Consider the following 19,216-nt stretch of genomic DNA (forward strand, 5'->3'; position numbering starts at 1 on the left):
CGCTAACGAAGTGGCGCGTAGGTTTTCATTGTGACTACGTCGACGCGTGTATTGAAGGCGATTGCTGCCCAGCGCTGGGCGGCGGGCCGAGAACCAGGATCAGGAAATGTCAGGGAAAATCGTACGCGGCGCCAGCCGCTGTTGGTGGGCGCTTGTCGCCGGTGGACGTGCAGCCCGGCGATCATTCGCAGCTTGGCGAAGTGAGGAAGGACTCTATTTCGAGCCCTTGACTCCCATTCTGGTGGAGGACGACAGAGCGGCGAGATATGAGCGTGAACTCTTGCGGGCACTGCAAAACGATGAAGTACTCAACATAGCAATTACCGGTGGCTATGGGGCAGGTAAAAGCAGTGTCCTGAAGACCTTTTTCGAACACCACCGTAGCTTCAAACATACTTTCGTATCGTTGGCCACATTCACCAAGGCGAACGCTCCCACCACTGTCTCACAAAAGCCAATTGACGAGTCATCTGAGCCAAGGCTGCTCGAAGCACCTCGGCCTGCATCGGTTGAGGTCACCACCGATGGGGCGGCTAGTGATGACCTAATCAATCGGATCGAAGAGACGATCGTCCAGCAGCTTCTTTACGCGGTACAAGCGAAAAAATTACCCAAAACACGACTTAAGCGCATTTCTCATGCCTCAACGCTCCGCGTGTGTTGGCGTACCCTGTGCGTCGCAGCGATCGGGATCTGCGCGTTGCGCCTGGGTGCGCCGAAGTTGCAAACCCTTTCCGAGGTCGCAAAGGATTGGGCATTGAAAGGGCTGATGTGGGTACCAGAACCGGTTGCACTTGGTGTGGTCTTGGTTGGCTGTGCGTGGGCCCTTTACTCTGGCTTAAAACTGCTCTCACTTTTCAGCATCGATGGTTTGACGCTCAAGGGCGGTAAGCTTGAGGCGACTCACCATGGCTCGGTGCTGCACAAGAACATCGACGAGATCATCTACTGCTTCGAGCGCAGCGACATCGACGTTGTGGTGATTGAGGATCTGGACAGATTCGACATCCAGGAGATCTTTTTCAGGCTGCGAGAGATCAATTTCATCATCCGCCAGTCTCCCCAGGTGAATCGCCCTATCCATTTCATCTATGCGCTGCGGGATGAGATGTTTACCGTCACGGACAAAACGAAGTTTTTTGATCTGATCATCCCGATCATTCCCGTGGTGAACTCGGAAAACTCGCGTGAAAAACTGATCGAGCTGCTGGAGCAGCGACATGTAGGTGGTCAGCCGCTCACCGCTGGTCTCACGCCCAAGCTGATCGAAACGGTGGGCTACCACGTCGATGAGATGCGCCTGATCAAGAACATCGTGAACGAGTTCGACATCTACGCAAACATTCTCGCCAATGACGGCCTGGCGCTTGAACCTGACAAGCTTTTCGCGATGGTTGCCCTTAGGAACCTTCACCCTGAGGTGTATTCGGATCTCCTCAAGCGGAAAGGACTTGTGTATGAGGTGATCGACGGCTACCCCGAGTGGGTTAAAGGTGAAGCACAACCCCATCAGCGCGTGATTGCAGCCCTGAAGGAACAGCGAGAGAAGCATGAGGCAGAGATTGCTCCCAATTTGGCAAGCCTCCGTGCGTGTGTTTGGTTAGAGATCATCCGTCGAGGCAACCTCAGAGAGGCCAATACTCTATGGCTAGAAGACGGAACCGTCATCTCGCTGATGGATTTTGTCGAAGACCAAGTGTTCGACCGGGTGGTCAATCAGAGAAATGTCTATCCGCAATTTAATGCCAGGGGTTACGGATCTCAGCGAGGTGACGCCCAGAGTCCCAAAACAGTGCTCCAGGAGCTGTCGTACTCCGATCGCGCCGCGAGGTTTGAAAAGTCAATTCATGAGATTGACGATCAGATTGCGGATTCGCAGAGAGAGATAACCAAACTGAAAACCATGCCGTTCAGAGACGCCTGTAAAAACGGCTATGGTGACTCGTTCAGTGCTCGCTTCGCTGGCTACGAGCTGATCATTTTCATGCTGCGCCGAGGCAAGCTTGATACCGATTACACGGACTACCTGGGCTACTTCTACGAAGGTTCATTGACCCAGACGGACAAGATGCTCACGATGGCCCTTGCCCGGGGCGAAATGCTTGACGTCGGCACCCCCATACGGAATCCCGAGCGTGTTGCGAGCAAGCTGGATTTCGATTCGATCGACAAGGGGAAAGGGTTGTTGGTGCACTTGATGGCCGAACTCGTCCGGCCAAGCCAGGATGACGCTCAGTCCAGGGAAGATAAGCTGTCGGTAATCATCAAAAGCAGTTCTCAGCATCTAGCGCGCCTTGCTGAGGTTGTCGAGCTGCTCCCAGATGAGGCGAAGACTGGGTTCATCAGGGCACTATTCAAAAACCATCCTAACGTCATCAATGAGCTCGTCGCCTACGACAAAGCGAATTTTGTGCTTGAAGATTTGTTGGTCATGACGTTGGATAGCTTGACGGCCGACGAACTCAAACAGCTTGAAGGGCGCAGCGACACGGTGTTCAAAGCCATCAACGACCTGCGCGATGTTTCAAAGCTGATTCCCGGGTTGGCTTCAAACCAGATGGGCTGGGATTGGCTCAGAAAGAAACCCGCGCAGTTTTGGAATGTCAGCGACACATCTACTTTTGACGAGCTCCGATCACTGGTGGAGTGGGGGTGCCTCAGTCCCACACTGCCGATGTTGAAACTGCTATGCAGTACTCTGGATCATGGCACCGACCCTGGCACAGTTTCCCACGATCGGCTTTCCCAGTTGGAACTCGTCGGCTTCGATGAGCTGATTGAGCAATCTGCTGCAGCGTACGTTTGCGGATTGCTCAGCCAAGATGGCAGCCTACCTGAGACGGAGATCTCGCTACTTGACCTGTTTGCTCTGCTCGCAGATATCGAAGACATGGAGGGGCTTCAGTTGGAGCTCTTCAAAAAAACCAGTTGCTTGATCACTGATATTGAAAGACTTCCTCATGCGCTTTGGTTGTCGGCTATGGAGTCTGAGCGCTTGTGCAACATCGGAGATACCGTATGGACTTTCTTCGATAACGTCATCATGACCGGCGGAGACGCCTCGTCATCTGAAGTTGAAACGATAGATCTCGGCAATACTGCTGCTCCTACCTTCATCAAATTCGTCACACGCAACGCGGCGAGGCTGACCGAAGAGATTTGGGGAGCAGAAGGAGAGGAAGAGCTGCAGACATTCCTCATCCAACATGAGCAGGTTAGCGATGAGACTTTAAAGTCCCTGTTTTCTTCGATCGTCCTGGCGCCGTCGGTATTTTTGAAACACTCCGTGCCAACAACCCGATGGCTCTGTTTCTCAGATGCGTCCTTCGTCCCTTACAGTTCAGAAGTCAGAGAGCTATTCGCACAGTACAACATCTCACTAGCGGCACGTTACATCGCCCATCATTGGACGGAAGCCCGTGAAACTCTGAGTCTAACTACGTTGCCAATTGGCTTGGTTGCGGCCCTCAGCCGCTCTGGAGTCGCTTCTGTAGTAGACACCATTACGATGTGGCAGGGCATTACTGCAGATATGTTCAGCACTTGGGAGGGCTCGGTCGTTGAATTGGCCAACGCTTGCGTTCGCGCTAACAGTGAGCAAGCCACATTCCCGGTGAGCTACTTGCCCGTGATCCTGCATTGCCTTTCCGATTCATCCCTGAGCACCTCGAATCGGACAGAGATGATCATCCAAGCCCTGCAGATGAATTGCGGCTGGACTGACTTAGCCGAGGTACTACCTTTACTGGGAGAAGAGCATGCTGACCTCGTTGGAAAGAAGCGTGCGCACCTCCCGCCATCCTCAGACGTTCGGCGCCTTGTTGAGGCCCTTAAGCGCCGAGGGTTCGTGGGGGTTGTCCGCTACGAAGATAAACGCACCGTGGTTTTCAGCAAAAAGCTCAATGGCCTAACGTGACATTGGCCTGTATTGGCCCAGCCTCTTCTGGTGAAGGCACAATTCTGGTAAGCCATGGCTGGAATTTGAAGTTTGGACGACGACACGGAAATTCTGGAGGACAGGTACGACAATCTAACCACAGACAAGCTACTGTCCAAGGTATTGTCGACGCAGGAGCAGGGTAACCTCGACTTAGTCGCATCCAATTCTGCTGGGGCAACGGATAAGGTAATCAAGGAAGCTGTTTGACCAGAAACCGAGGTTATTTGCATGGCCGTGAGCCTTGGGCGCAGCCGGAAACGTTGAACCACTGTGAAACCATGGAATGTGGGTTTATCCAGTAAGGAGTTTCCATGCTACAAGCTGCGACCGGAAAGTTGTTCACGAATCGCGAAAACCCACGCCGGCAAGATCTCAAAGGTGTGATTTATAGCAATCTAGATCTTGGTGCGTTTGATCGATTCAGTACCAGGGTTGGAACCTTGGTCAATCTGGAGTCATCCCGTACCCCTGCGGCATTGGGTTATGAGATGACCGAGTATATGGAGGCGGCTGATCCCGCCCCAGGAGTACTCGTTTCCCGTGCGATGGCTACTTACATTGATGACTTCGCGGACGTTGCCTCTTTCAGCCTGCAGGTGATCTTCTCACCAGATGTTCATATTGCCGAGCGCTTACTGTACCAGCGGCACAGGCCTGGAGACCGTTCTCCCAGTGAACGGCTAGCACGATTCTATGATAAATCAGTCAGGGCTACTGAATCCGAACTGCAGGCATTCGAACAGTTTGCGGATCAGTTGATTGACTTGCCGCGCGCCAACTACCTTGCTGTGATCCAGGCAATCCGAACATACGTCGCCGCAGTCCACCGAATGGGTGATGACCTCAACCTGGCCTACACCCTGTTGGTTATGTGTGTGGAATCACTGGCTCAGAAATTCGATGGCCACGAACCAGAATGGGTCGATCTTCCTGATCAAAAGCGAGCCGGGGTGGATGAGGCACTCCTCAGCGTCAGCGAAGAAGATTCGCAAAAGGTCAGGGACGCAGTACTGGAAGTCATACATCCGCGCCTTGGGTTTAGATTTGTGCAATTCATCCTGGCTCACCTGCCAGCGGACTACTTCTCGGCTCAGGCCGACGCACAGAAACATCCAATAGGTCGTCGTGACTTGGAGGCGGCCTTGCAAAACCTCTACGGTGTCCGCTCCAGCTACGTTCACACGCTCAAACCTCTCACTAAAGAATTCATCCATTTCGCTAGCCACAGAGAAACCTGGGAGGACGACGGGAAGCTCACCTTCACATTTCAGGGATTGTTCCGGTTAGTGCGGGCAGTGATCATTGAGTTTGTGCGCAAAGCCCCAAAGATTGAGCATGAGCCGTGCAATTACGAGTGGGACAACCCCAACCTCATAAGGCTCAGGGTCGCCCCCCAGTATTGGGTCTACGACCCTTTCGGATTTGAAGCTCAGACGTCGCGGCGATATCTTCAAGGTTTGGTAGAGCTGCTCGACGAGTGTCTGGTCGAATACCCCAATCGCAAGCTCCACCGGCCGAGCCACATTATCGACAAGGGGCTGAGCATTCAGCCCCAAATGAATGAAGCGCAGAATGTGCCGTTTCTAGCCCTATGGTGGTTGTCCAACGTCTATTTGGGACACGACCCTGCGAAGAGAACGCATACCGCGAAGGAGGTGGAGTTGCTGAACAAACCGAGTGTGGACTCCCTGATCACCCAGACCTTGTTGGGCAGTGACTCGGAATGGGCACCCGCAGTCCACCATCTCCAGCTTGATCGCTATTACACGCAGCGTTACAAGAGCAGTGGCATCAGGGTACCGGCAAATGTAGAAGCCTGCATGGCTCTTACATTGGCCGAACGGCACAGGAAAGCCGGTGACACATCTTCAGCCCATGGCGCGCTAACTTCGGCCGCTGAGAACTTTCCGCATCTCATCCAGCTGCGTACCTTGTCGGCCAATTTCGATCCAAGCACCCCCATCGCCTGGCTTTCGATCATCTATCCCAGCATCACCATGCAGCAGGCAACCCTCGAATGCGTTTGCCTGTGAAAAGCTAGTAGGCTAGGAACTGCGAATAACCGTCTGAGCCCATGCAGCCCGTAGCGCGAACAGCTCAAGAACAGGCACACCTAGGGACGCCTCGATTCTACGAATCAATGATCATGGAGAACGCGTAATGGAACCACCAGGCGCCCGTAAACAGATGGAAGTCACAGTCTGCAATCCCTTTATTCCTGCCGGGGAGTATCGTCGAGGGCTGGAGTTCAAGTTGCAGAGCATCGCGCCCCACCTTACCCAGCGCGAATTAGAGGCATTGGTGCATAAGAAGTTGCGCATGGAGGATCCTGGGCCGGCAGAGCCTCAGTTTCTTCAAGCAGCAGTGGAACTCACGGTGTGCGCTCACTATGCTCGCTACTTCCCCAGCAGTTTTGTCTATGAAGACAGGGTGATGCCGCCACGAGATGTTGATTGTTCTTTTTGCACTAGGGGTTACAAATTCAATGTTGAGGTCAAATGTGCTGATTACACTACTAAACATGAGATCGATTCGGGCGGCGAATTCATTATCCGCGCCATAGGGCGGATGTCCGATTACAAAGATACAGTCGCTAAGCTTCAAAAAAGCTTTGCGAGTGTTGGCAGTAGCCTTGTGCCAGGCCTCCATATGGACAACAAGCTTAAAGACTATTTGTACGATGCTCATGGAAAATTCCCCGATGGAGCAGATGATCGCCAGTACAACGTTCTCGTCGTCGGCTGCGATGATCCTGGGGACATGCAGCTGTGGGAGGGCTATTTGACCGGCGAACGGGGGCTGTTCACTGGCGATTCATTTGCAGACCCCACACGCTACTGCAATGTCGACTTGGTCGTCCTGACCAACCTCTACCATCGCCACAAATCAGTATCTGAGAAGGACAAACTGACAGGACACTGGACATTTACCGATGCCTTTTCGCTCCTGTATGCCAATCCCAGATCCAGGAAACCCAGAGCGTTGTTCGAGACTTTTGCCCGTACGCTCCGTGTTTACAACAACGAGCTGAGCGAACATAAGATTGAAGGCGATGCGCCAGATTATGTGATGCAGCGTCTGGCCTTTTCTCACTATGTCAGACATGTACAATGGTCGAGCGAGCATTATTCTTTCCAGCCCAAGCTCGGCAAGTAATCCCGGGCGAGAGCTAACTAGACCAGAGGGCCGGATTCAAAAATCAGGATGACCGTGACATTAAGTCGGCATTGTACAAGCTTGGGCAGGTCATTTTCTGCACGGCAACGTGCGTAGTGCTTATGGAGGGAATTCGTGCGCACCTTAGAATACGCTCAGCCTACCGAACAGATGAAGCTGACGGGTGTAATGGATCTGGACAACGCGGCCCCCATCGAAATTAGCAGCCTCCTAACCCGTGAACTGTCCTTGGTCATACAGGATAGAGCGGAGCTGGCTTCTCGGTTCCTACTCGAGATAATTCTTGGTTGGTTTGCCAGCTGTGCGGGGCCGCTCTTTTGTTGGTTCGCACACAGCATCGCTTCTTCCACTTCCCCGACCATTGAAGGGCTCATTCAGTGCGACATTTCCACCAAAGGAGAGCTCAGCTTAGATCACCGCGATCGAGTACAGCGCGCAAAAGGAGAGTCAAGCGCACATCCGGTTGAAAGGGATCATCCGTGACAGCTTGGTTGCTGATCGATCGTGTGGCGAGCCTCAGGTAGAAAAAGTCTGGAAAAGCCAAGCGGTCGCCGACCGCGCCGCTTGGCGTAAGCCGGATGTACAAGTCGTCAGGGGGAATGAGCGGATCGCGTTTGAAGTTCAGCTCTCGACAACCTTTTTGACTGAGATCGTCGGGCGCCGGGATTTTTACCGAGCTAATGGCGGGTCGATGATCTGGGTATTTCAGAGTTTAGATCCTAGTTCAACCAAGACAGCCGAGGAGGACATTTTCTTCCTGAACAACTTGAACGTCTTCATCGTCAACGATCGAACGCTGGCGCGATCCAAAGCATCTGGACGCATGGCGTTTGATTGCTGGTACGCAGTGCCGGAATTGGCTGGCCGCACCATAATCAACGAGTGGAGGAGGGCTGAAATTTTTCTGGACGATCTGACGTTCAGTCCGGAAAAGCAGCTCGTGTTCTATAACGATTACCAGGCACAGAGAGAGGCATTGGAGGGCTCGGTAAACACCGACGTGCTGCGCCGTGACCTCCATGCTTTCTGGACGGATTTTGGCAGGGAGGACACGCCAAAATCCCGGGAACGCTGGATCGACGTGCGCGAGCGTATGGCAATCGCTTACCCAGATATCAAGCTCCCGACCTTCCACTGGACAGATCCATTTCAAGGGGCTGTCTCCATTGTACTGAGCGCACGCTACGGTCGCCCGATCGGATACCGATTCGAGCGCCTCCTTAACGTCAGTAACCAAGCCTTCGACTCCTACAAACCCTTTCTGCTGCAGCTCGGCTGGACACCGGAAATCTTTGAGCACAAAGAGCTATTGGCCGAACAGGACAAGAAGGGTGCTTGGGCGAAGCGACGCGGGATTATCCGCGCTGCACTGCAAAATCGGGATGAAGCATATCGACCCGATCGGCAATACAACCATCTATTCGCATTTTTGGTACCTGAGCTCGAGGAGCGCCTGATCAGCATGCGCGAGCGGTGACGGCGGGAGCTCCCGCAACTTGCTGGTACCGGCTATGAGAAAGCAACCCTACTGCTCCTTGCCTGAGACACCGGAATGGAGGCCCAAATTTGGTTTCTACTTTCCACGCAGAGCTATGAGTAGCAGGCCGCCGGGTGGTTACTATGCGGGGGTACCATGCGCCATTCTTGGCTAGTGATAGCTCTAGGAATGGGCGAGTCGGTACTCTTGCGAGATTAGGGTTGGTGAGGCGCGTTTGATCTCCTACAGTGAGCTCGTGAAGCAGGGGTGCGATGCGTTCAGCGCTTGCTCAGATCCTTGACTGCTGGCCAGCGGGGTTCTGGCGTAATCCCAGCGTTCCAGGAGTCAGCCAATTCTTGCGGCCTGAAGAACCAGTTGGCCTGATAACTATTGACGTCAGTAAGTCCCTCAAGAAACCCTTTATCCAGCGTCACCACGAAGGCAGGCAACTTCAAAAAGCGATATAGGTCGAAATCCACGCCGTCGTTGCGACTTTTTTTGGAGGTCGGGTCATAGGCTCGCTTCGCTTTCTGCATGCTTGAAAACCGTGTCCAGCAGTAAACCACCTCCAAGTGGCTGCGCATGTTCATGGTGAACACAGCCGACTCCGAATTCTCAAACGCTTTGGTGACACCCACGTTAATTTTGGGCCCAATGACTTTCCAGCTCACTTGTTGAGCTGTCCAAGCTTGCCAAGCATCGGTCGGGTCTTTGGAATTATCATCGATATGCTGCTTCTGGTCTTTGTATGGGTGCGCTAGCTGCAACACTCCGCTCAGATCTTGCGGACTAAGCGCCTCAAGTGACTGGAATACCTTTTGCAGTGCCATATTTGGCACAGCTTTGAAAAGATCCAACACCTCCTCGGACGGGCTCGCCTGAAGGGTGTGGATAGCCTCCAACGCTTTCAGAAATTCATGATCAGGAAGCGTGTCGAAGGCAGACAGCAAACCAGCCTCATCTAGGGCGTGTAGCACTTCAATCCTAAGCTGCACACTGTGTTTTAGGGTGTTGACTGTTTCCTGGAAGCCCGCGAGCATTGCTCTCCATGCATTGCGTTCCTCCTCCAGCAAATGCTCAGTTGAGCCGGGGGTATATCCAGCGTCAGCGCAACGAAGCAATTCAGCCCAGCTGTCCAGAGATATTGAGCGACATTCCTGCTCACTCCAAGGCTCTCCGTCCTGTTGCAGCATCCCCAACAAATCTCTGCGCCCGGGTGCTATAGGGAGCTCAGTGCTCAGGAACTGGGTCAATCGAGTGCACATGCGTTGGAATTGATCTGCCGTAATTGATCCGCGGCTTCTCTGGTTTACAAGCTCTATAAACGTACCGTCGGCGAGGGAGAAGGAATATCCATCCGCTGTCATCTTCTCGAACGTCTCCACCCAAGCGGGGCAGTGTTCGAGGTCGACAAGCTCTCGCGCGACTACGGTATCCAGAATGACCATCGTCTTTTGGTCATCGATAATCAAGCGAGGAGGAAACGAGGCGGTCATGAGAACGTCCAATTGCTAAGTCAGATGTAGCTGCTAAGTGCAGTTTTGAAGAAGCTCTTAGGTGCGAGCTTATGGCTTCCTACCCGCTAGGATCAATATCCACAGCTCCAAACGGCCATTGAAGTTACGTCCACCTATGAACGACTGTGCGCCTTCCCCGGCACTTGCATTAACGTTGTCATGAGCCAAGCACTCTTTCTCACCTCACTCGACCTACTTCCAGGAGTAAGGCAACTGGTTGGTCGAAACGGAGCATTACATTCTCGGCATGCTGCAGCGTGTGATCCCCTTTGTCCCGGATCACTTTCACAGTACCGCTGGTGAAATCACCCACGTTGGCCACAAAGCCAAGCCGACGCGTTCCCTGCGCGTGGAGCTCGTAAGCTATACCACGGTCGTCCACACACGACGCACCGACGATGTCGATGTACCCTCCGTTTTTGCCTTGGGAAATCCCCCTCCCTTTTCCGAGGAATCTGCAGCCGTCGCCTCGGAAGATTGTATTCATTCCGGTAGGTTTGAACGGACTCACCAACGAAAACAGGAAAGGCATGTCAGCGCCTGAGTTCGCATCATCCAAGCTAGCGCGGGTAATTACCTTGGCTACAAGAGTCTCACTGGTGGGTGCCGCTGTGTAGTTGGTTCCTTCAACCACAGCAGACTTGATTGCATCTGGCAGCGATACCTGTTGCGGATTGATCAATCCCGCAAGGTCAGGTGGCATGATCGATAGCCAGCCCAGAACCGAGGTGGCATTGCCTGCGAAATTCAAAGCGCCCCCGATGATTAGCGGAATAGCCAACAGGCCCATCAGTCGATGCTCAGCGCAAAACAGCCACCAATTTCCAGATCTTTTGCATCTGGTTCCGTTGCGCGTCCTTCCAAAGCATTGTCTCATTATGCCGTCTCGTTTCTGGAATCCATGGCCGTATGATATTCAGAATTCGGAATAGCTCTAGTCAAAATCCAGCGTCTAAATTCAGAGCGTGCCTCAACGCTTATCCTGGCCGTCAGGGCTGAGGGAAGCGATGGGGTCGGACTTTCGCTCGCCGGCGTACCAAGCGGTAACAGCAGGCACGTAAAGCGTGAGCTTTTGGTTTGCGTGGAAATGGGTCAAGCCGTTGCTTGCTTGATCGCTGCCTATGCCGCCGACCACCCTTTTATGAATGAGCGGGTGCAGGATTTCGAGGATTGGAAGGCGAGTAAATCCAGATCACCGAAACCTTCAATGTAGCCCCCATCAAGTATGTCGGGCCGTTGTAGTCATCCGTTCGGCCCCCGTCTGCTCCTTGTCAGGTAAGTGGCACGAGCTTGGGGCTTGTATTGCGCGACGCCAAGCCACCAAACGACATGCCCGCATCGACATAACGCAGCGCCGACTTCATATCCTTCCAGCCCACATAGCTCATCAGCCCTTTGATGTCCCACCCATTGGCGGACGCCCAGGTCGCAAAACCTCGCCGCATCGAGTGACTGCTATACAGTTCGGCTGGCAATCCTGCCTCTTTAAAAATGCGGCGTAGCACGGGTATCAGGCTATGCGGCTGCATGGCTTTGCCTGACAGGTTGCCCCAGCGATCAATCCGCTGGAACACCGGGCCTTTAGCGATCCCGGCAACCGTTATCCAATTGATATAGGCCTCCACGGGGCAAAGCATTGTGAGCGCCGGCGTCTGGAACGTAGTTCCTTCATGCTGACGGTCACCTTTGGTGTAGGGCAGGAAAAAGGTAATGCCTTCACCGCTTATGGCTTGGGTGTCCTCCACCGTCAGCCTGGCCAGCTCATCGCCCCGAAAGCCACGCCAGAACCCGATCAAGATAATCGCCACCGAGCGACGATGACGCACCAGCGATTTGTAATCTCCCCGTTCAATCGCAGCGGCAGCTTCCCTTTCAAGCCATGTGACCACCTGCTCTAGGTGCTTCAGCAGCAGCGGGGCGGCCTGTTTCACCTTTGCGGGGTGCACGACCCTGATGCCCTTGATCATCTGGCGAACGTCAGGGGTCTTTGTCGGATCCGGAAAGCCCTGAGTGATGTGCCACTGCGCCAGCGCTGCCAGACGCTGCTTCAGGGTATTGATCGAGAGTTTGTCGGCGTACTCTGCCAGGTACCGAACGACGCCCACACCGGTGGTGGGCAAGTACCCGCCCCACGTCACCTCAAAGTGTTCGATCGCCGCCCGGTAGCTTTTGCGGGTGTTCTCTCGGGTGCCGGCGCTTAGGTACCGATCTGCTTTTTCCATCGTCTTCTTTGCCATCAAAATCGGGCAGGATGTTCAGTGTAACGGCAGCACATTAAATCTGCGTCAATGACAGGGGGTAGTGCCCATCATGCCTAGGGCTCTTTAGGGGCTCAGCGCTTCCAGCCGCCGGGATATCTCATTCTCGTCCAGTGACAGACCAGGCTGAATACGGTTATGCCTCAGTCGCCTTGCCACGGAATTACTGCCGCTGAACCCATTTGGTCGCATCCAAATGGATAGCCTATGAAAGGGTGCTGATGGCAATGTGCTGGATTATCGTTCTTCATCTCTTGACGATCGCGATTTGGCAGAGGAATCGTCAAGAAAGAGAGGGCACCAGTACTACTGGATGTGGTGCTTATCTTCTAATCCAGCTATTAGTTTTTTGTGTTTTTCTATCGTATCCCTAGAGTGTCGCAAAGCTGTCCGTTTGATATGTTCTTTAAGCGACCTGTTGCCACGAATAGCTGAATCAACGCAGATCATGTCTCCAGACTGGGTTCCTCCTGTATCAGTTATCTTTTTGATTGAATTTTGTGCATGAATGTTTACCACTTTGTTCGCCGCAACGGGTATGGTTTTCCAAACTTTTAGCGATGTCTCGGAAAGTATTGATAAGACTTCCTCACCGAATTCCATGGCCTCCTCATATGTCGGGATTTGCCCTTTATGAATCGATGAGTTTCTCAGTGTTATTTTATCGCTGAACGGAGCATCAGGAACAGGATAGCGTCCAGCTCGGTCTCGTCGATGTGCGCGGGGGTGTCAGGCTTCTGGTAGTCATAGAACTCAAGTGCGAGGCACTCTCGGCGGAACGCGCGATAGCTCGTTGGGACATCCAGAACGTAACGTTTCCACGCATTCCTGAACCGCCGCATAGCGTTCTGGAAGCACATTTCGCGACCCAGTGTTTTCAACCATTCAGCTGGCGGAAACCTATCTCCGAGCCAGTCACGAATCCGGGCTGCCCGACTCGACTTCCCAAGGCTGCCGTTTCGATAGAGGGTGCGCGCGTGGCTCTGCAGGAACTGCTGATACGCCTGAAACGCCCTGCGTTCCGTCGTGTGGTTAGGGGTGCTCGTGCCTTCGGTGCCGGTGTCGTCGTCGAACTCTTCACCGTCGTCCATTTCATCCTCGTTTTGCCCAAAGCTTTCCAGGAAGGTAGCGAGTTCAACGAAAACAGAGTTGTTCCTGTTGTAGAGCAGGCTACCTTGCTGCTGGATAAGCTTGTCGGTTGTCTCGCGGCTGGTTTTGAGCAGCGGTTCGATCCGCGCCTCGATTCTGTTCCAGATCGCGTAGGCACTGAGCAACCCCTCGGGACTCAGTTCATCTACCGTGGTGAGGAGCTCCTTCACGACCGGATCCGAGAGGTTCGGCGCCGAGTCTTTCAGGAGGCCGGCGCCTTCCCTGAGTGAGGAGAGCAGACGGTTTTGGTGATACGCCTTGAAGTCGGCAAACCATTGTCGAGGATCATCACTGACCGAAAAGCTGGAATAGCGCCGATCCTCCTTGAGAATGCAGCTACCGCTATTGCCGGTTCTCAGAATGCCAAATGTTGACCTAGCCAGGTCATGTCGACGCTTGTTCCAGGTTTTGATGTGGTCGTCAGACGCGGGAACATTCTCCCGGTTGAATGCCTCTTTGACGTAGTGCTTCAACAGGTCGGAGGGTGTAAACATCATCCAGCGTTGGCGGTTAGTCGCTGAGCCAAGCAGCCGTTGTTCGTCTGGGCTTAACGCCTGCGCATCGAGTTTCTGCCCAAGGCGTTTGATCAGTGTTGTGGTTTTGCCGGTACCTGGAGGGCCGAGGATGATCAGCTGATGATCGATCGACAGCCGGAAAATCTCGTCCTGGATCTTGTCGAGAATTGCCTGGTCTCGCAAAGCCATGGCTCTGCGTATTTCATGGACTACACCCTCCCGGATCTTCTCTGCCTCAGATTCGCCGTCCAGCATCGCGAGGAATGCGTTGTCGTCGACGGGCTGAACGAGCTTTCGAAGCGAAGGGATTGTCTGTGGGGTTGCACGCCGTCGGCGCCAGATGCTATCGATGGCATCCCAAAGGTCGTCACTCTTTAGAGGCTTAAGCTCAAGCTTTTCGAGTATACGATAGCCTCTCTGCTTCCCAGCAACCTCAAGCTCGACACTTTCACCAACATCGAAGACCGCCAGACGGCCGATAGGTGTACGGTAGCCCGCCAGCATCGTCCCTTTGACCGTGATGTTGGTCGTGCGGCAGATATAGTAGGTGACGATCTCGCCTTCGTCTGTCTCGGCAACCACACGTGAGACTGCAGGTTCGCGGACGAGGCTGAGCAACGATTTGGTGGTGGCGTCACTAATAGATGCGATTTTGGCTACTGCTGCAGTGTTGGTGAACGTGTTGATCACTGCCAGGACGTCGGACGCCTCACCGCTGCGTGTCGCTAGAAGCCGCGCCGCACCATCCTCAATTTTCCAGTGCCTCAGTCGCAACGTCGTGGGCATCGCTGAAATTCATTGAAGCTCTCCTTGTTTCAATTGGGCATCGCCTAGCCGGCCAGGCGTATCAAAGTCCCGTATCCTGTACTCAGTGTGGTGATGTTCTTTGGCTGACGCAGATCCTAAATCCTAGCGGCTTGAGTTGCCAGCAAATTGCCATGACAACTAACAGCTTACCGCTTGGCAGAAGACTTGGCTTTGGCGTAAGAGCCTTCAAAACGCGTTATGCAATTATCATCCGGCGCTCAGTGCTGAATTCAGCAAGGGCCATTCCAGCCGCTCATACCCCGCGGTTATGGCTTTGTCAGGCGCGCGCTTAGTCTGAAAGGCATACGTGGCAAGGCCCATCAGCGTCGTTTCTTGCCCGACCTGAAGCCTCAAGATGGGCTGGCAGGTACGGTGCTGAACGATCACCGTTTCCAAGACTCATGATGGGCAGCGCATGGCTGGTGAACATCGTGCTAATGATCGTCTTGAGCTCATCCCGGTAGCCCCAGGTAAATGGGTCGAGTCATTCCTTTGCAAGCAGCCGATATCCTGGGGTGAGCAGCCTCAACAAGGTCAGGGTTGCTCCGTCGCTCAGGAGGGGAGGGGCTGTTCATCGAGCGGCCTGATCACTTCCGTGCTTGATGCCAGCCGGACGTGGGGCAGCGACCGCCGTGGTGTTAACGCTACACTAGGCATCTTATGACTCATCGCTCGCCTATAGATGCGTAAGCTGTGGCTGGTGGAGTATTGTCTAGTGATGAAATACACAAACATGGAACTCCCGTTTTTCTACGACTTTAGCGAGGACGAGCAGAAATTCCTGCTTGCGGCCGCATTAGGTAATCGCGGTGTGGTCGTCAAGCGGCTAAACGGAGTATGCGGTGACATCTTTGTCATGGATCAAGGAGAGTCGGTTTATCCTCGTTACGTGTGCGCCAAGATGCCCCGCAAGCTTGAGACGGTTCCTGCTGTAGAAGCAAACGAGCGTTTCGTTCAGGAGTTGGCTCTCCAGTTGCGTTTTTCGCATCACACATTTGTGCATTGGTGTTTCGATCTGCGGGAAGTTCTGGGTGCGCCAGTTGCCCTGTTTCGATATTGGGACGGAGACCTACTACACTACATGTCGGGGCAAAACGAGATCAGGCAGCTTTCTCTGATCGCCTACTGTTGCTCGGGGTTAATACACTGTTATAGCCATGGCCTTGTGTGCCATCAAGATCTGAAGCCAGCCAACATTTTTGTGCGTGATTTTGAAAAGGTCATCAATGGACTCCCTGACATTGATATCTATCAGGTGGCAATGATTGCTGACTTCGGACTCGCTAATGCTTTCTTGAAGACGCCTGCGGTTTTCGAAGGGTCAAGGCCGTACATGGCCCCGGAGCAGTGGGGTAAAACCCAGCTCTCCGAAAAGACAGATGTTTTTGCCTTAGGCATCATTCTGTATGAGCTGCTGACAAACGGTGTTCACCCAGCAGGTGTTCGCACTGATGACGTCTGGCCGTCGGCTAAGCCAGGACACTCGACCAAATGGACTCGCCCTGCAGACTGGCAGAAATGGATAGCACGTGGGTGTCCTCTAGAGGCGCCTGGCAATTTGCGTTCAGATGTCATCAGCCTGGTTAAGCGGGCGCTATCAGTCGATCCTGATGAGCGACCTAGCATGGTGGGCTTGAGGAACGAGATTCTCAGTCTTATCAGGGCTCGATGCAAAATATCCCACTTACAGCTGAGCGGTCTCATCGACCACTTTGATGGTAACGCTTCAAAAGGTGATCTAGCGGATGAATGGCCCTACCTAGCGAATGCGTGGGCAAGGTTTCAAAAGCGCTTCGGCTAGGCCTATTTCGCCGGCTGTCATCGTCATATGACCGAGTCACCTGCACCTCACCTGTTATTTTGAAAAGCACGGTTTGAGGAGGGCTGTCCAGTGTGTGCAGTGCTGTCTATAAATTTTTAATAGAATATTCCATGCTGGACAGATTATAACAAAAGGCCTCCATTACCGAAGGCCTGGGTTATTGATTGCTAGCTGTATGCCGCAATGCTTCCGATATTTTTAAATGCATTCATTTTAAATTCGGTTTTCTCTAAATAGTCGGATAAAGCATCACAGTCTGCCCCCAATGAGCGAACCGTCTGAATGATGCTATCTTTTTCTCGGTTTAGGGTAGCAAAAGCTTCCCTGCTTGCATCAAGCAGGTCGCGTTCTCTGAGATAGTGAAGAACGAGCAATCCGAAGGAGGCGGCATAGATTGGATTTACCGGCCAGAGGTGCGAAACCACCCTTTGGTTTCCTCTCGCGATTGAGGCTGCAAGTCCTCTGGAATATGGATTGCAGCTTATTTCAACTGTGGCACCATTACAAATGTTCAGAATCACATTTCTGGCGTAGGGCGATTTAGGAATGCACGAATGCAATACATTACCGGGAATAATGCATTCATCTGAAAATAAAATATGGTCTTCCTTGCCACTCCCCCAGTGGTTATACATCCCATGAGCCGAAATATAGATAACACTATGCCTTTCGCTCTTAAAAATCTCAGTGAACGTTTCGACACTTGGGTCTATGTAGATTTCAGCGGATGCACCGAAGTGGGCTCGAATGAATGCTTGCTCAACATTTACAGTATGAGTATGACTGGCAAGCATAAATACAAAGGAGTGCTCCTCCGGATCGTCTGCCATTACTTCAAGGCTAGCAGATATCCAAGGCGCATTTTTGCCTAATCCAAACCTAGCCGCTTGAATTGGGAAGTCATGAGAGGGGGCCAAAGTTATTGAGTTCACCTCGTCGTAGATATCGTTATTCAACCGAAAATGCTCAATCACAATATCTCTGTAGGAAGATAAATCATCGTCCACTGCAGGGGTGCCACTACGATCGGCGTCAAAAAATCTAGCATCTTGGCTAGGCGTGCCCAAAAGGCTAACGTATACGTTAAGCAATTGATTTCTGATTTTGATCAGCCGCTCATAGCTTGGGTAGTTTCCCTCCGCTGGAAAATTAATTCTTGAGCTTGCAGTCATGACGGTCAAAGTTTGACCATTGCTCAAGACAAAGCCATGCCCGGGAATGGCGTTAGGCGCAACATTTTTCATTGATGACAGAAGCTTGAACAACGGCTGATAGTCGTTGTGGTCGTAAAAGTGCCCGATTATGCCTTTCAGGAAGTCGCAGTTTCCGGATTTTGTCAAGACTTTCATATCTTCAGTTTTGATGAGGCGCAAGAGCTCATCCAGAATTTTCTCACTTTCCTCAATATGGCAATAATAATTCAGGATCGCTATAGCCTGGTTTTCATGGGTATAGAAATCTTTGGTCAAGTAGCACCCTTGGACATAATCCTTGAAGTCTGGACTGTCCCGATTTATTACTGTACTACAAAAAAGATTCCTATAGGCGATTGCTTTTGGGTGTGTTACTTCCCACTTTTTTATCCCTTCCAGATAGCTGGGGTGATTGGCTTTGCCGTAAAAATAATCCCAGGTTGCCAGTTGCGATGACGCCAGCATCCCCTCGACTTCAAAATGACCTTTCAGCGCGTCTACTATTCTGGCTGCGACTGGCCAGACAGTTTCTATGATCTCTGGCATTGCTGCCATACTTCGGCAATAGTGAAATAGTGTCTGTATCCACTTCAGCAAAAACGTAGGTTGCACCCTAATAAATGAAGACAGCTCATCGGAGCGAATCACACACATAAAATGGTACGATTCCAGATTAGCAGTAGTGCCGGGGCGGTATTCAGTCCCGCTAAAAAAGCTGAACACTGCAACTCCTACCGCTGGTATATCACCAGACTGTGATGCTTCAATAGCGTCACTCATATGTCTCAAGTAAAACTCTGAAGATTGGTATGAAAGTTCAGCTTCGTCCATGTGGTGTGCTCCGCATTCTGGTTGTGTGAGTGAGTGACCCCTGAGTCTCAAACGGCTTGATCAAAAGCTCGTTGGTATATTTAATATTATACCAAAGTGCACGCGCACAATGAATAAGTGCACTGAATGATTCTCTGGCTCGATGACTCACAGTATTAGGAGTGACATGTGCATGTTGTCGGCGCACTTTGCGAGTATTTTGGCCAATTCAACCAAAAACTGTACGCCGAGCCATAAGCCCCTGGGTGTGGTAACCGCTGAACACTAGATATCAGACAGAAATACCACTCACGATCAGCGTGCGGTGCTTGGTTGGATTGTTCTGCATAAATCGCTAACGAGTTTGCGCCCTCATGGGTATCACGGGAGGGGCTCTTTGAGCTCTCTGCAGTCCAGAAAACTAACATTCCTTTGCCGGATAGATTGCCCCAGCGATCAATCCGCTGGAACACTGCCCCCTTTCCGGTACCGGCCACCGTCACCCAGTTGATGTAGTCCTCCACCAGGCACAGTTTGGCAAGCATTGGCGC

11 protein-coding genes are annotated in these 19,216 nt (G+C 52.5%); 5 read left to right on the forward strand and 6 right to left on the reverse strand.

Annotated elements, in window-relative coordinates:
- Positions 1 to 106 precede the first annotated feature (106 nt).
- From LVD08_RS04735 to LVD08_RS04750, 4 genes are all read left to right on the forward strand, one after another.
- Positions 107 to 3,916: a YdbL family protein gene (locus LVD08_RS04735; RefSeq protein ID WP_247267569.1), complete on the forward strand. Its 3,810-nt coding sequence runs from the start codon at positions 107 to 109 to the stop codon at positions 3,914 to 3,916.
- A 335-nt stretch (positions 3,917 to 4,251) separates the two neighbouring features.
- Positions 4,252 to 5,973 carry a hypothetical protein gene (locus LVD08_RS04740; protein WP_247267570.1) on the forward strand — a complete coding sequence of 574 codons (1,722 nt, stop codon included), beginning with the start codon at positions 4,252 to 4,254 and terminating at the stop codon, positions 5,971 to 5,973.
- 127 nt (positions 5,974 to 6,100) lie between these two features.
- A complete protein-coding gene (locus LVD08_RS04745) occupies positions 6,101 to 7,096 on the forward strand; it encodes a hypothetical protein (protein ID WP_247267571.1) in 996 nt (331 codons plus the stop codon).
- A gap of 484 nt (positions 7,097 to 7,580) precedes the next feature.
- Positions 7,581 to 8,594, forward strand: a complete 1,014-nt coding sequence (locus LVD08_RS04750) for a DUF6035 family protein (RefSeq protein ID WP_247267572.1) — start codon at positions 7,581 to 7,583, stop codon at positions 8,592 to 8,594.
- Between the two features lie 278 nt (positions 8,595 to 8,872).
- Here LVD08_RS04750 and LVD08_RS04755 read toward each other — a convergent pair whose 3' ends face one another.
- The 5 genes from LVD08_RS04755 to LVD08_RS04775 all read right to left on the reverse strand — a co-directional run bounded on the left by LVD08_RS04755 (position 8,873) and on the right by LVD08_RS04775 (position 14,819).
- A complete protein-coding gene (locus LVD08_RS04755; protein WP_247267573.1) occupies positions 8,873 to 10,090 on the reverse strand; it encodes a hypothetical protein in 1,218 nt (405 codons plus the stop codon).
- 199 nt (positions 10,091 to 10,289) lie between these two features.
- Positions 10,290 to 10,901 (reverse strand): hypothetical protein, encoded by a 612-nt coding sequence (locus LVD08_RS04760; RefSeq protein ID WP_247267574.1) that lies wholly within the window; start codon positions 10,899 to 10,901, stop codon positions 10,290 to 10,292.
- 481 nt (positions 10,902 to 11,382) lie between these two features.
- Complete coding sequence (locus tag LVD08_RS04765; RefSeq protein ID WP_247267575.1) at positions 11,383 to 12,348, reverse strand: site-specific integrase; 966 nt, start codon at positions 12,346 to 12,348, stop codon at positions 11,383 to 11,385.
- Between the two features lie 327 nt (positions 12,349 to 12,675).
- Complete coding sequence (locus LVD08_RS04770; RefSeq protein WP_247267576.1) at positions 12,676 to 12,972, reverse strand: hypothetical protein; 297 nt, start codon at positions 12,970 to 12,972, stop codon at positions 12,676 to 12,678.
- Positions 12,973 to 13,025: 53 nt separating this feature from the next.
- On the reverse strand, positions 13,026 to 14,819 hold the full coding sequence (locus LVD08_RS04775) for a hypothetical protein (RefSeq protein ID WP_247267577.1): 1,794 nt from the start codon (positions 14,817 to 14,819) through the stop codon (positions 13,026 to 13,028).
- Positions 14,820 to 15,558: 739 nt separating this feature from the next.
- Between LVD08_RS04775 and LVD08_RS04780 the strand changes: the two genes are divergently transcribed.
- Positions 15,559 to 16,641 (forward strand): serine/threonine protein kinase, encoded by a 1,083-nt coding sequence (locus LVD08_RS04780; protein WP_247267578.1) that lies wholly within the window; start codon positions 15,559 to 15,561, stop codon positions 16,639 to 16,641.
- 188 nt (positions 16,642 to 16,829) lie between these two features.
- Here the strand turns inward: LVD08_RS04780 and LVD08_RS04785 are convergent, their stop codons facing one another.
- Complete coding sequence (locus LVD08_RS04785; protein WP_247267579.1) at positions 16,830 to 18,686, reverse strand: hypothetical protein; 1,857 nt, start codon at positions 18,684 to 18,686, stop codon at positions 16,830 to 16,832.
- Positions 18,687 to 19,216: the final 530 nt, after the last annotated feature.

Source organism: Pseudomonas sp. YL2, from assembly GCF_023063025.1.
GTDB classification, from domain to species: Bacteria; Pseudomonadota; Gammaproteobacteria; order Pseudomonadales; family Pseudomonadaceae; genus Aquipseudomonas; species Aquipseudomonas putida_A.